Origin of the sequence: Roseovarius tolerans (assembly GCF_900109855.1) — a bacterium.
GTDB classification, from domain to species: Bacteria; Pseudomonadota; Alphaproteobacteria; order Rhodobacterales; family Rhodobacteraceae; genus Roseovarius; species Roseovarius tolerans.
This window is the reverse complement of the sequence record NZ_FOBO01000004.1, coordinates 204,702-217,228: the sequence shown is the minus strand read 5'-3', so window position 1 is coordinate 217,228 and position 12,527 is coordinate 204,702. Positions and strand designations below refer to the sequence as shown.

At 63.6% G+C, this 12,527-nt stretch carries 13 protein-coding genes; 9 read left to right on the top strand and 4 right to left on the bottom strand.

Annotated features, from left to right (window positions below):
* Positions 1 to 7 precede the first annotated feature (7 nt).
* Positions 8 to 517 carry a DUF308 domain-containing protein gene (locus BMX04_RS05730; protein ID WP_074785384.1) on the top strand — a complete coding sequence of 170 codons (510 nt, stop codon included), beginning with the start codon at positions 8 to 10 and terminating at the stop codon, positions 515 to 517.
* A gap of 34 nt (positions 518 to 551) precedes the next feature.
* The gene (locus BMX04_RS05725) at positions 552 to 917 is read left to right on the top strand and encodes a hypothetical protein (RefSeq protein WP_074785383.1); all 366 of its coding nucleotides are present in this window, start codon (positions 552 to 554) and stop codon (positions 915 to 917) included.
* A gap of 21 nt (positions 918 to 938) precedes the next feature.
* Here BMX04_RS05725 and BMX04_RS05720 read toward each other — a convergent pair whose 3' ends face one another.
* The gene (locus BMX04_RS05720; RefSeq protein WP_175477327.1) at positions 939 to 1,883 is read right to left on the bottom strand and encodes a ligand-gated ion channel; all 945 of its coding nucleotides are present in this window, start codon (positions 1,881 to 1,883) and stop codon (positions 939 to 941) included.
* Positions 1,884 to 2,180: 297 nt separating this feature from the next.
* On the opposite strand from BMX04_RS05720, the gene BMX04_RS05715 reads away from it, so the two are divergent.
* Both BMX04_RS05715 and BMX04_RS05710 read left to right on the top strand, forming a co-directional pair.
* The gene (locus BMX04_RS05715) at positions 2,181 to 2,552 is read left to right on the top strand and encodes a cupin domain-containing protein (protein WP_050663005.1); all 372 of its coding nucleotides are present in this window, start codon (positions 2,181 to 2,183) and stop codon (positions 2,550 to 2,552) included.
* Positions 2,553 to 2,603: 51 nt separating this feature from the next.
* The gene (locus BMX04_RS05710; RefSeq protein WP_074785381.1) at positions 2,604 to 2,819 is read left to right on the top strand and encodes a polysaccharide deacetylase family protein; all 216 of its coding nucleotides are present in this window, start codon (positions 2,604 to 2,606) and stop codon (positions 2,817 to 2,819) included.
* A 353-nt stretch (positions 2,820 to 3,172) separates the two neighbouring features.
* On the opposite strand, the gene BMX04_RS05705 is transcribed toward BMX04_RS05710, so the two are convergent.
* Complete coding sequence (locus tag BMX04_RS05705; RefSeq protein ID WP_074785380.1) at positions 3,173 to 4,057, bottom strand: LysR substrate-binding domain-containing protein; 885 nt, start codon at positions 4,055 to 4,057, stop codon at positions 3,173 to 3,175.
* A gap of 209 nt (positions 4,058 to 4,266) precedes the next feature.
* Between BMX04_RS05705 and BMX04_RS05700 the strand changes: the two genes are divergently transcribed.
* The 4 genes from BMX04_RS05700 to BMX04_RS05685 all read left to right on the top strand — a co-directional run bounded on the left by BMX04_RS05700 (position 4,267) and on the right by BMX04_RS05685 (position 7,898).
* Positions 4,267 to 5,256, top strand: a complete 990-nt coding sequence (locus BMX04_RS05700) for a type 2 periplasmic-binding domain-containing protein (RefSeq protein ID WP_074785379.1) — start codon at positions 4,267 to 4,269, stop codon at positions 5,254 to 5,256.
* Between the two features lie 63 nt (positions 5,257 to 5,319).
* Positions 5,320 to 5,823: a TRAP transporter small permease gene (locus BMX04_RS05695; protein WP_074785378.1), complete on the top strand. Its 504-nt coding sequence runs from the start codon at positions 5,320 to 5,322 to the stop codon at positions 5,821 to 5,823.
* A gap of 3 nt (positions 5,824 to 5,826) precedes the next feature.
* Complete coding sequence (locus BMX04_RS05690; protein WP_074785377.1) at positions 5,827 to 7,128, top strand: TRAP transporter large permease; 1,302 nt, start codon at positions 5,827 to 5,829, stop codon at positions 7,126 to 7,128.
* Positions 7,104 to 7,898, top strand: coding sequence for an alpha/beta fold hydrolase (locus BMX04_RS05685; RefSeq protein WP_083398090.1), 795 nt, complete (start codon positions 7,104 to 7,106; stop codon positions 7,896 to 7,898). The genes BMX04_RS05690 and BMX04_RS05685 overlap by 25 nt, the downstream gene beginning before the upstream one ends.
* A 17-nt stretch (positions 7,899 to 7,915) precedes the next feature.
* Here the strand turns inward: BMX04_RS05685 and BMX04_RS05680 are convergent, their stop codons facing one another.
* Positions 7,916 to 10,177: a mechanosensitive ion channel domain-containing protein gene (locus BMX04_RS05680; protein ID WP_074785376.1), complete on the bottom strand. Its 2,262-nt coding sequence runs from the start codon at positions 10,175 to 10,177 to the stop codon at positions 7,916 to 7,918.
* 215 nt (positions 10,178 to 10,392) lie between these two features.
* On the opposite strand from BMX04_RS05680, the gene BMX04_RS05675 reads away from it, so the two are divergent.
* The gene (locus tag BMX04_RS05675; protein WP_074785375.1) at positions 10,393 to 10,863 is read left to right on the top strand and encodes a DUF411 domain-containing protein; all 471 of its coding nucleotides are present in this window, start codon (positions 10,393 to 10,395) and stop codon (positions 10,861 to 10,863) included.
* A 12-nt stretch (positions 10,864 to 10,875) separates the two neighbouring features.
* On the opposite strand, the gene BMX04_RS05670 is transcribed toward BMX04_RS05675, so the two are convergent.
* Positions 10,876 to 12,525, bottom strand: a complete 1,650-nt coding sequence (locus tag BMX04_RS05670) for an acyl-CoA synthetase (protein WP_074785374.1) — start codon at positions 12,523 to 12,525, stop codon at positions 10,876 to 10,878.
* Between the last annotated feature and the right edge of the window lie 2 nt (positions 12,526 to 12,527).

The following is a 12,527-nucleotide window of genomic DNA, read 5'->3' as shown; positions in this document are numbered from 1 at the left end:
GGCGGTGATGAAAAACTGGCTATGGTGGCTGTTGGCGGGGCTGGTCGCATTAGCGGGCGGTGTGCTGGGCCTGATCAATCCGAATGCTGCGCAGATCACCTCGACCACCATCGCGGGATGGGCGTTGGTGCTGATGGGGCTTTTGCAGGGACGCGCAGCCTGGAAATCCTCGGCCTTTCGCGAGCGGGCCGGGGCCGCGCTCTTTGCGGCGGCGGGGCTGTTCCTGGGCCTGTCGCTGCTGATCGGGCCGATCGGCGATGGCACGCTGCTGCGCTGGTTGCTGGTTGGGCTGCTGGTTATAGGCGGGCTGGCCAAGCTCTGGATCGGACGGCGCTACGAGACCGATCCGCTGTTCTGGGCGGTGCTTGTGGCGGGTGCGCTGTCGGTTGTGCTGGGTTTGCTTGTTCTGCTGGGCGTTACGCTGCAACTGGGCGTGATCCTGTCGCTGGAACTTCTGGGCAGCGGGGCGGCGCTGATCGTGATGGCCTTGCGGCTGGAGAAACCAGCGATACGATGAGCGCCGGAAGCGACAATCTCGAAAGGAATTCATTATGAGAGCGAAAATACTCCTGTCCGCGGCGCTGCTGGCGCTGCCATTGATGGGATCGGGCGAGGCACAGGCGCGTAGTCTTGGCAAGATCCTCTACGACTCAGGCTTGTCGCAGAGCGACCTGTCGGCGATGGAAAAAGCCGGAAGCCAACTGGTCGAGCCGCTTGGGCAAACCGGTGACGCGCGCCGCTGGAGCAACCCTGCGAGCCGCTCCAAGGGGGCGGTCACGCTGGGTCGGATCGACGGGAACTGTGCCGAACTCGTGCACAGGGTCAGCACGGTGAAACGGCCCGAGCCTGCCACCTTTCGCACGTGGCGCTGTCGCACGGCAGACGGCGGATGGCGCGTCAGCCCGGTACCGGAGTGACCGCGCCCAAAGCTACGCGGCTCAGCGCATACCCCGCAACGCTAGTGCGGCCCATCCGCCAATGAGCAGAATGGGAAAGACCACACGCGCCACGCGATCAAGTTGAAGCGCACGTGCTTCCTTGCCGTTCACGACATGAAGCCCGGTCACCAGCGCCTCGGCGATGGCGAGAAACACCATCGCGATGGACCATATCAGGATCTGGTCCAGAACCGTCAGATAGCCTAGCGGGGGCAGGGCCCCGGCGACCGCGAGATTGAAGGCGATCACCGTCAGCATTGACGTTGCCCCGAGACCGATCTGAAACTCGAACCTGCTTGGCGGCACCCAGAAGATCACCCAGGACATCGCAACCACGAAGAAGAGCGGCAGCATGATCCGGAAAAGGTAGTAGTTGACCTCGCGTTCCGCCGCGATGGTCAGGTGCAGCATGCTCAGACTGCGCCCGGTCTCGCGCAGTTTCGCGCTCTCTTCCGCAAGCGTCAGACCGGTGACGTGCCAACCCGAAATATTGAACCTGTCGGACAGCCATGTATTCGCCTGATCCGGCACGAATTTCAGCGTCTCGACGCCGGTTTCGACCGACATGAAGGTGATGGTGAAGTCATGTGCGTCAAATGGGAAACTGCGCAGGTTGTGATAGGTCGAAATCTCGCCGAAGAACCGCTGCCGGTAGGTCACGCGACCCTCGGCACCGATCACCACCTGATCGCGCGCGTTATTGAGCGTGGTGCGCAGGTTGGACGAATTCCGCAAGATGATGTCGGGCGTCCAAACCTGTGATCGGGCAAATCGGCAGCCTTCAAGCGATTGCAATCGTGGATCCCGCCAGACCAGCATCGCGCCGATATCGACATTGATTTGCTGGCTCACATCATCGACGCCCAGCATGTCGAGCACCGTAAAGGAAGCGTCTACCTGAACCGGGCCGCCATGTTCCGGCATAGGGGCGACGTCGGTCCGCATGTCCGGTAATGTGCACGCCATGACACTCGCCGCCCCCAGCAAGATAGCACCAATGCACGTCAATACCCCTGCAAGCCACCGATCCATGCCGTCCCCCTGATCCTTTTTCTGAACAGAATACTGTCCCGGCCAGCCCACGCAGGCAAGAAAATCAGCACCTGAAGGTCATGGAACCCTTCGCCGTCGCTCAAAACGCGTTTTCAAATCCGAAGAAAGTTTGTAGCCTTCGTGCAATTGATACGTATGGGCACGCTCTGTCGAATGTGCCAGCATTCAGAGTAGGAGATCGAAATTACCATGCGGATTATGACCTTTTCGAATGACGGCAAAGGCGGCACACAGTTCGGCCATCAAATGGTGGACTTTCAGTCGGGGCTAAGCGGTTTTGTTGTGAGCTCCCAGATGATGTCCGCGGCTAGGCCATGCAAGCGCTATTTCTTCACCGAGTTGCCGCCTGGCTTTGCAAGCAGCAAGGACTTTTCAAGTCGCAGCCAGCTTTGTGTTTTGCTTTCGGGCGAAGTGGAACTGAGTTCAAGCACAGGTGATACGGAGCGTTTGAGTGCCGGAGGCGTTATGCTTTTGGACGATACCGATTACGAGAATCCCAGTCGTGAAATCCGGGTCCTTGGCGATGAAGCAGCGCACATCTTGGTAGTGCAAACTGAATAGGCGCGACGGCGTCATCACATTAAGCAATGAGTAACATCTGGGGCTAGCCCGATGGGCAACATACTCGGCGACGGTCTCTTTGACCCCAATGCCGACAGCTACGGGCGCTACAACGCCAGCCACGGCATCCCGTGGCTGGTCTCGATTCTCGAACGCCACGAGATTCTAGTCACGCTGATGACCTCCGGGCTGGTGGCTGAGACCTTTCCCGAACAGCTCTGCTCGCACTCCATCAAGCGAGAGGCTTGTATAACTCTCACCTCGTGACACAGTCGAAAAGTTGCTTCGCGCCGCACAGCATATGTCCTGCCAACATTTCAGGAGCTCTGTCAAATACCTCCATCCATAGAGCTTTGAGTGCAAGTTACATCCAATTCGCGCCACAGCTCAGGTCGGTAGACAGTGCTCTTTGGTTCGATAAACCTGTCGAACCTGAACTTGATTGGTTTGGCTGAAAATTCGGCCCGTAAAACAGTGCTCTTTGACGGAAAATCAATATTTTGGCTAGCAGCTTCGGTCTTCGGGAGGCAGGGGCCGGAGGTTCGAATCCTCTCACTCCGACCAATGAAACAAGGCCCCTCACAGGGCCTTTTTTGCGTGCGAAACGCACCCCCGACCCGTCAGAACTGCGCCCAGATCGTCTGACCCAGCGTGTCGAGCCGCTCGGGCGAGCAAAACAGCGAAATGGTCATCGTCGCCGTCCAGTCGCGCCCGCCAAGCCGCACCAGCGTGCCGTTCTCCAGCTCCTGCCGGATCGAGAATTCCGGCAGCCAGGCCATCCCCGCCCCCGCCAGCGTGCGCCGCTTCAGCGCCTCGGCCAGCGCATCCATGTAGCGCAGGTCGAGCGCGGGGCGGCGGTTGCCGATGGTCTGATCGACGACGGTGCCAAGAAACGTGTTGGGATCATAGCTCAGATAGGGCACCTCGCGCCCGGCGCGCGCGGGCAGCGTCCAGCCATGCCGCGCCGCCGCCTCGTGCTGCGCCACCGGAATCAGCCGCTCCTCGCAGATATCCTTGCGCTTGAACCGGGTCTCGTCGAGGATCGGGGCCACGTCCTGATGCCGGTAATAGAGCAGGAACTCGCAGCCCCCCTCGCTCAGCAACTGGCAACAGGCGGTCAGGCTGTCGGAAATCACCCGCGTGCGCATATCCGGGTAATGCCGCTCCAGTTCCGCCATGCGCGGCTGCAGGAAATTGACCGAGATCGCGTGCAGCGCCGCGAACCTCTGAAAGCTCGCATTGCCGCGCGCGCGTTCGCGGATCGCCTGCCGCGTGTCGGTCAGATCCGCCACCGTCTGCTGCGCCACCGGCAGGAATTGCCGCCCCGCCTCCGACAGCTGCACCGGGTAATTGGCCCGATCAATGAGCGGCACGCCGATCCAGTTTTCCAGCGAGCGGATGCGACGGCTGAACGCCGATTGGGTGATGTTGCGCTCCTCCGCCGCGCGGGTGAAATTCAGCGTCCGCCCGAGACAGACGAAATCGCGCAGCCAGTTGATGTCCATGACAGCCCCCCGATGAGATCAGATTGCGCCAGCAGCCCTCGTCATGCAAGATCGGAATAGTTTGATGAAATGTTTGAATTGGCCGACTCGCGCATCATCGGCCTAGCCTTTTTCCATTGGTCGTTTCCAACGCAGGCACCCCGCCTCTGACCATACTCAATGATGAAGGCCGCACGAACGGTCTCGCCCACCCCAACACGGAGAGAACCATGACATTTCCCCTCAAAGGACTGATCGCCGCCACGGCCCTCGGCACCACCATTGCCGCCCCCGCCGTGGCCGAGACCACCATCCGCCTCTCGACCTATGTCAACGAGGCCGACATCCGCTATGACGGCTTCGTGCATTTCGCCAAGCTGGTCGAGGAGAAGACCGGCGGCAGCGTCGAGGTGCAGATCTTCCCCTCTGCCACGCTGCATGGCTGGTCCGAAGGCGTCGATGCGGTGCAGGGTGGCGTCTCGGACATGAGCTGGATGCCCGCCGACGAGCGCCTGCCCTGCTACCGCGTGACCTCGCTCTACCCCGTCGCCATCGACCTCGAGGGCCAGATCGAGATGGACGCCTCCTATGCCGATCTGGTGCGCGACGAGGCCGCCGCAATCAACCTCGTGCCGGTCTTCAACTCCAACTATTCCTACGATCAGGAATGGTGGTTCGAGGGCGGCATCGACGATCTGGGCAATCTCGACGGCAAGCAGGTCCGCTCCATCGGGCCGCTCGTGAGCCTGATGATCGAGACATGGGGCGGCGCGCCAGTATTTGTCGCCCCCAAGGAAGTGTTCCAATCCGCAGAGCGCGGCGTGGTGGACGGCATCAACATGGGGGTCGCCACCTATTCCAGCTGGAAGCTGTGGGACGTGATGCCCTACATGGTCAACGCCAACCTCTTTTACGGCAACATCAACTACATGATGAACAAGGAAAAGTTCGACAGCATGACGGCAGATGAACAGGCCGCCGTGATGGCGGCCGCGCACGAGACCGAGGAATGGCTGAAACCCCGCTACGAGGATTGGGTCGATCAGCGCGTCGGCACGGCGGTGATGAAGGGCGGCGGCGCGGCCGTCTCGATCTCTCAGGACAAGCGCATGGAACTCATCAACAGCGTGCAGGGCACCTGGAACGAGACCGTGGACGAGGCCTGCGGGCCAGAACTGGCCGGTCAGATCCGCGATCTCTTCGCACAGCACGCGCCCTGACCCAAAAGGTGCCGCTGCCCGCGCGGCGGCACCCTCCGCATCTCCGGCAAAGGGAGGCTTGCCATGCAACCCGGTCTCGACCGATTGATCAGCCATGTGGAACGCGCCGTGGTCTGGCTCGCCGCGGCCGGGGCCATCGTGGTCCTCGTGCAGATGGTGTGGATCACCTACGGCGTCTTCACCCGCTACGCGCTCAACGCCCCCGACCGCATGGTAACCGAGGCGACCGCGCTCTTGCTCTTTCCGGTGGCCTTCGCGGGCCTTGCCTACGCGATGAAGGAAGACGCCTATCCCAAGGTGACCATGCTGACCGACACGCTGCCCCCGATGGGGCGCAAGATCGCGGCACTGGTCAACCTGTGCGTCATGCTGGGCGTGGGGCTCTTCTTTTCGCTCGCGGGTGTCAGCGCCACGATCCGCTCGTTCAACTCGGGCGCCTCCTCGGAAATCCTGCTCTGGCCGCGCTATGCGTTCTGGGCACCGGGGGCATTGGCGCTGGTGCTGTTCTCGATCTACGCAACCCTGCGGCTGGTGAAACTCATCCGCACCCCGGCACAGGAGGTCTGAGCGATGGAATGGTATGAAGTCGGCCTCGGCCTCCTCGGCCTTTTGATGTTCCTCATCGCCATCGGCCTGCCGATCCCCTTCGCGCTGGCGGCGGCCTCCCTGCCCTTCCTGTGGCAAATCCAGTCCTTCGACACCTCCATCGTCTCAGCGGAACTCAAACTCTGGGGTGTCTGGATCGACTATATCCTGCTGGCGGTGCCGCTTTTCGTCTTCTTGGGCGAGCTCATCGGCAAATCCAATATCGGCCCCAATCTCTACCAGTTCCTGCATCAGGGTGTGCGCGTGCGCGGCTCGGCGGCCTATGGCTCGATCGGGGCCTGCGCGGGGTTTGGCGCTGTCTGCGGCTCGTCCATGGTGGGCGCGCTCACCATCGGCGGCGTCGCCCTGCCGGAAATGCTGCGCCTCGGCTATGGCAAACGGCTGTCCTCGGGGGTGCTGGCCGCAGGCGGCACGCTCAGCGTGCTCTTGCCACCCTCGCTGATCCTTTTGTTTTACGGCATCGTCACCGATCAGAGCATCGGCGATCTTTTCATCGCGGGGGTCATTCCCGGCCTGATCCTTGTCACCTCCTTCGCCATCGTCGTGCTGGTCTGGGGCATCCTGAAGCCCGGCGACATCCCCGACAGCGAGGCGTCGGTGAAAATGGGGATCGTCCAGATCGCCGCCACCGTGGCCCCCATCGGCCTCATCGGCCTCGTGATCACCGTCGCCATTTACGCGGGGATCGCCACCCCGACCGAGGCGGCAGCGGTCGCGGCCCTGCTCACCGTGATCCTCGCCTTTGGCGTGGGCGGGCTCAAATGGCAGGGCTTCACCGACGCGCTTTTCGCCACCATGCGCACCATGGGCTATCTCGGCCTGCTGCTCTCGGCGGGGGTGCTCTTCGGATTTGTCCTCACCTACTACCGCGTGCCGCATGAATTCACGCAGCTGTTCCTCAGCTTCGATCTCTCACCCTACGTGGTACTGACCATCGTGCTCATCTTCTACATCGCGCTCGGTATGTTCCTCGAGCCGGTCTCGATGACCTTCATCACGCTGCCCACGATCTTTCCGCTGATGTCAGCCGCGGGGTTCGATCTCATATGGTTCGGCGTGGTCTACACGATCACCATGGAAATCGCAGTGCTGACACCGCCCGTGGGCCTCAACCTTTATGTCATTCAGGGCATCGGGCGCGGGCAGGTGACCATCGGCGACGTAATCATGGGCTGCCTGCCCTTCATCGGCGCGCTGGTGCTGCTGATCGTCATCCTGATCCTCTTCCCGGAGACTGCCCTGTGGCTGCCCGAACAGATGCGCTGACCGCGCGCAGCGGTCTCAGCTACCGGCGCAAGGGGGCGGGCACGCCGCTGGTGCTTGTGCATGGTTATCTCGGCGGGGCGGCGCAATGGCAGGCGGAGATCGACCGCTTCGCCGACCGCTTCGACGTGATCGCCCCCGACCTGCCGGGCTATGCTGGCTCCGCCGACCTGCCGCCCGCCGACCGGATCGCGCGCTTTGGCGCGGCGGTGGTCGATCTGCTGGACGAGTTGGGGCTGGGCCGCATCACCCTTCTGGGTCACTCGATGGGCGGCATGATCGTGCAGGACATGGCCGCGACCCACCCCGACCGCATCACCCAGCTTATCCTCTACGGCACCGGACCGCTCGGCCTCATGCCCGACCGGTTCGAGCCGCTCGACACCTCGCGCGACCGGGTCCGCTGCGATGGGGTGGCGCAAACCATCCGCCGCATCGGCGCGACATGGTTCCGCGAGGGCACGGCGGCACAGGGCTTTGGCATCGTCGCGCAACTCGGCGCACAGGCGAGCGAAGCCGCCGCTATCGCCGGGCTCGACGCCATGAGCCATTGGGACGGGCGCGGCGCGCTTGTCCGGCTGACCATGCCGACGCTGGTGCTCTGGGGCGACGGCGACAAATCCTATCGCTGGCCGCAGGTGGAACTGCTCTGGCAAGGACTGCCGGATGCCGCCCTAGCCGTGATCCCCGGCACGGCCCACGCCGTGCACCTCGAAAAACCAGCGCTGTTTCATGCCGTGCTCGACGATTTCCTGACCCCTGCCCGGCCTTGACGACCGCCCCCGGCCCGTCAGGCCGGGGCTGTCGGCGTCTCCATGTCCACCTTGACGCTCTGGGTCTGGCCGTCTTTCGTTTCGCCGAAATAGACCGTCTGATGCGGGAACGGGATTTCGATATTGCGCGCGTCGAACACCGTCTTGAGCACACCGTTATAGGCCCGCCCGATGCCCCATTGCCGCCCCGGCACGCATTTGATCCGGGCGCGCAACATCACCGCGCTGTCGCCAAAGCTGTTGACGCCGAACCATTCCAACTCGTCGAGAATGCCGTCGGCCTGATCGGGATCGCCTTTCAACTCGGCAAAGGCGTCGAGCATCGCCTGTTTCGCCTCCTCCACGTCCTCGCGGTAAGCGACGCCCATGTCGCAGACGAAATAGCCGTAATCCTTGACGTAATTCGACACCATGTCGACGGACGAGAACGGGATGATGTGGAACACCCCGTGCAGATCGCGCAGGCTGGCCGAGCGGATCGTCAGCCGCTCCACCGTCCCGGTGACGCCACCGACAGTCACCACGTCACCCACATTCATCGCATTCTCGAACTGGATGAAAATGCCGGTGATGATGTCCTGCACCATCTTCTGCGCACCGAAACCGATGGCAAGGCCCAGAACACCGGCCGAGGCCAGCAGCGGCGCGATATCAAGCCCGATCTCGGCCAGCACGAACATCAGCGTGATGATCACCAGCGCAATCGTCGCGGCATTACGCAGAAGTGTCAGAAGCGTGCGTTCCCGCGCCGTCGCCACGCTGCCGAACTCGGGGTTGAGCCGGTAATCCACCCACGACGTCAGCGCCAGCCACAGCCCGAACGACACCAGGAGCACCAGTGACACCGAGAGGATCATGCCCGTGAAGCGCAACCCGAACTGGCTGACCAACCAGCCGCGCAGGTCGATCAAACCGATTGCATTGAGCGCCAGCAGCACGACACCCGCAAAAATCACCAGGCGCAACACGAACAGCATCCGGGGCACGAACGCATTGAGCCGCCCCTGCAACAGCGGCACCCGGTCCGAGAGACGCGCAGGCAGGCTCACGCCGCTCACCATCGTCCGGCTGATAAAGCCCGAGGCGGCAAAGCCAAGCAGCCCGACCACCAGAACCTGCCCCGAGGCGAGGAACGTCTGAAACACCGCATCGCCCGGCCGCAGCATCACGATGACGAACAGCGCCAGCAGATAGGCCAGCGCCGGCCAGTGCCAGTGCCGCGCCAGATAAGCCAGCGCGCCCCGCGCCCGGCGGCCCCGCACGGGTGCAGGATCAGCCGTCCCCTCGGGTGCCGCAGACCGGGGGCCCGCGTCTTCACCCAGCAACCAGTATGTGACCGACCGGCGATTGCGCAGCACCAGCCAGATCGCAAAGCCCAGCACAGCGACCGCGATCAGCGCCGACACCGCGCGCCCCGCCGCGAACGAGACATTGCTGTTGATGATCGGCACCACCAGCAACTGGCCATAGCCCACCACCCCGACGATCAGGTTGATCCGCGACGACAGGTAAGACGCCGCCCGGTCGCCAATCGGCAAGGGCCGCAGCGAGGTCGCCGAGGGCGACAACACCAGCCGCACCGCCACCTTGGCCATCTCCACCAGCAGGAAGGCATTGAGATAGAGCGTCTGCCGGATCCCGATCTGCCCAAACTCGCCCAGCGCCAGAATCGCCAGCGCATAGCCCGCACCCCAAGCGAGGATGACGATCACCGCGTCGATCACCGCAGAGGCGGTAAAGAGCATCGCCGTGCGCGCCACCCCCCCATCGCGCGCCGACGCGCTCATGTCGGCATATAGCGATTTCCCCAGCCATCGCAGCGCGAAGAACACCACGACCGTGCTCGCGATCACCAGCGCCAGATCCTTCAGCGCCTCGACCAGAACACCGGCCTCGCCGCCGCTCAGCCCGCCGAACACCTCGGGTGCGCGGGTCAATTGCCGCCAGAACCGCATGCCCCAGCCCACGACATCCTCGGCCGCCTGCTGCGTGACCAGCGCGATCCGCCGCCCAAAGGACGCGTCCTCCGGCGGGACGGTCCCGTCCGAAAGCGTCTCCACAATCACATCACCGGGCGCGTCGGGCGGCACCGCATCCGCGCCGCGCAGCCGCTCTATCAACTCGGCACGCGCCGCGTCATCCTCGATGACATCGAGCAACAGATCGACGCTCGTCCTCTGTCCGTTGGTCTCGGAGGACGCCCCGCTGCCGTCCTGCGCATGGGCTGCGCCAAACACAAGAAAGAGGGATACGAGTACGCTCGCCAACTGTCGCAACATGTAACGATACCTTTATTTTTTTGTTTCGACGGACTGCGGTCAGCAGATCCCGTCGCCGCGCAGCCCTCGCATGATCGAAGGGTGCGGATGATCTGCGTTGAACGTAAAGGCGGAGGCCCCGAGGTCAAGGCACAATCCCCCGCAGCCGACCCCACCCGCCATTGCATGCCGCGCCGCTTGCCACGATACTCGCACCACCAGCACAGGAGGTCGCCATGTCCCGCCTCACCCGCCGCAGCCTGATCCTCGGGGCCGCAAGCCTGTCGGTTGCCGCCCCTCACCTCGCGCGGGCCGGGGCGATGCCCACCCTCCACGTCCTCAAGGACCCGAATTGCGGCTGCTGCGAGGCATGGGTGCGCATCCTGCGCAGCGACGGCTTTGAGGTGACGACCGAAAACAGCCTCGGAACCGCCCTGATCCGGCACAAGATGGCGGCCGGAATTCCGCAGGCCATGATGTCCTGCCACACCGGCGACATCGACGGCTATGTGATCGAGGGCCACGTGCCCCCCGCCGATATCCGCCGCCTTCTGGCCAAGCGGCCACAGGCCGTGGGCCTCGCCGTGCCGGACATGCCCTATGGCTCTCCCGGCATGGGCCCCGAGGACCGGCGCGAGGCCTATGACGTGTTCCTGATCCACCACGACGGTCGCGCCGAGGTGTTCACCAGCTACGCGGCGGCCTGATCCCCCGGCGCATCACGCCACCGGGTGCAGCGCCAGATCGCGGGCCTGATCCCGTAGCACGAATTTCTGGATCTTGCCGGTCGAGGTGCGCGGGATATCCGTGAACACCACCTTCCCCGGCACCTTGTAAGGGGCCAGGTGATCGCGGCACCACGCGCGCAGCGCCTCGGCCTCCACCGCCTGCCCCTCGGCCAGTTCGACAAAGGCACAAGGCGTCTCGCCCCATTTCTCGTGCGGCATGGCGACCACGGCGGCAACGGCCACGGCGGGATGCCGGTAAAGCGCCTCCTCTACCTCGATCGACGAGATATTCTCACCACCCGAGATGATCACATCCTTGGACCGATCCTTGAGCTGGATATAGCCATCCGCATGCACCACCCCCAGATCGCCGGAATGAAACCAGCCCCCGGCAAACGCCTTTTGCGTCGCCTGCGGATTGCGGAAATAGCCCTTCATCACCACGTTGCCGCGAAACATCACCTCGCCCATGGTCTCGCCATCGCGCGGCACCGGGGCCATGGTCTCGGGGTCCATCACCTGCAACCCCTCCAGCGGCAGATAGCGCACCCCCTGCCGGGATTTCAGCCGCGCCTGTTCGGGCGACGGCAGATCGGACCACGCGCCGTGCCATTCATTGACCACCGCCGGGCCATAGGTCTCGGTCAGCCCGTAGAGATGCGTCACGCCAAAGCCCGCCGCCTGCATGTCCGCCAGCAGCTTTTCGGGCGGCGGCGCGGCGGCAGTAAAGAACTGCACCTCCCGCTCCAGCGCCCGCTTCTCAGACTCGGGGGCCGAAATCAGCAGCGACATCACGATGGGCGCGCCGCACAGATGGGTCACCCCCTCCTCGGCCAGCGCCGCCCAGATCGGCTCGGCGCGCACCTGCCGCAGGCAGACATGCGTGCCGATGATCGCCGACAACGTCCAGGGAAAACACCAGCCGTTGCAGTGAAACATCGGCAGCGTCCACAGATAGACGCTGTGTTTCGCCATCGAGGTGGTCAACGCATTGCCCTGCGCCAAGAGATACGCGCCGCGATGATGCGACACCACGCCCTTGGGATCGCCCGTCGTGCCCGAGGTGTAGTTGATCGAAATCGCGTCCCACTCGTCCTCTGGCATGAGCCACGCAAAATCGGGGTCGCCCTCCGAGACGAACCACTCGTAATCCAGAACATCGTCACAGCCACCCACCCCGGTGAACTCCGCATCGTCATACTGAATGACCAGCGGGTCGACCTGCGCCAACGCCAGCGCCTCCTGCATCAGCCCCATGAATTCGCGGTCCACGATCACCACCCGCGCCATCGCGTGATCCAGCTGAAAGGCGATGATCGCGGCATCGAGACGGGTGTTGATCGAATGCAGCACCGCGCCACACATCGGCACGCCGTAATGGCATTCCAGCATCGCGGGCGTATTCGCCAGCAGCGCCGAGACGGTATCACCCCGCCCGATGCCGGTGCGCGACAAGGCCGAGGCCAGTTGCCGCGACCGCGCGTAAAACTCCGCATAGCTGCGCCGCAGGGGGCCGTGCACAATGGCCGTGTGCTCGGGATAAACGCTCGCCGCGCGCTCCAAGAAGCTCAGCGGCGTGAGCGGCTGATAATTCGCCGGGTTGCGATCAAGGCCGCTGTTATAGGGGTTCTGCACCGTCATGC

What these genes read in the sequence shown, in the direction of transcription:
- BMX04_RS05705 (WP_074785380.1), bottom strand. Translation starts at nt 4,057, where the DNA reads ATGGACATCAACTGGCTGCGCGATTTCGTCTGTCTCGGGCGGACGCTG.
- BMX04_RS05670 (WP_074785374.1), bottom strand. Translation starts at nt 12,525, where the DNA reads ATGACGGTGCAGAACCCCTATAACAGCGGCCTTGATCGCAACCCGGCG.
- BMX04_RS05710 (WP_074785381.1), top strand. Translation starts at nt 2,604, where the DNA reads ATGGGCAACATACTCGGCGACGGTCTCTTTGACCCCAATGCCGACAGC.
- BMX04_RS05695 (WP_074785378.1), top strand. Translation starts at nt 5,320, where the DNA reads ATGCAACCCGGTCTCGACCGATTGATCAGCCATGTGGAACGCGCCGTG.
- BMX04_RS05730 (WP_074785384.1), top strand. Translation starts at nt 8, where the DNA reads ATGAAAAACTGGCTATGGTGGCTGTTGGCGGGGCTGGTCGCATTAGCG.
- BMX04_RS05725 (WP_074785383.1), top strand. Translation starts at nt 552, where the DNA reads ATGAGAGCGAAAATACTCCTGTCCGCGGCGCTGCTGGCGCTGCCATTG.
- BMX04_RS05690 (WP_074785377.1), top strand. Translation starts at nt 5,827, where the DNA reads ATGGAATGGTATGAAGTCGGCCTCGGCCTCCTCGGCCTTTTGATGTTC.
- BMX04_RS05680 (WP_074785376.1), bottom strand. Translation starts at nt 10,177, where the DNA reads ATGTTGCGACAGTTGGCGAGCGTACTCGTATCCCTCTTTCTTGTGTTT.
- BMX04_RS05700 (WP_074785379.1), top strand. Translation starts at nt 4,267, where the DNA reads ATGACATTTCCCCTCAAAGGACTGATCGCCGCCACGGCCCTCGGCACC.
- BMX04_RS05675 (WP_074785375.1), top strand. Translation starts at nt 10,393, where the DNA reads ATGTCCCGCCTCACCCGCCGCAGCCTGATCCTCGGGGCCGCAAGCCTG.
- BMX04_RS05715 (WP_050663005.1), top strand. Translation starts at nt 2,181, where the DNA reads ATGCGGATTATGACCTTTTCGAATGACGGCAAAGGCGGCACACAGTTC.
- BMX04_RS05720 (WP_175477327.1), bottom strand. Translation starts at nt 1,883, where the DNA reads ATGCGGACCGACGTCGCCCCTATGCCGGAACATGGCGGCCCGGTTCAG.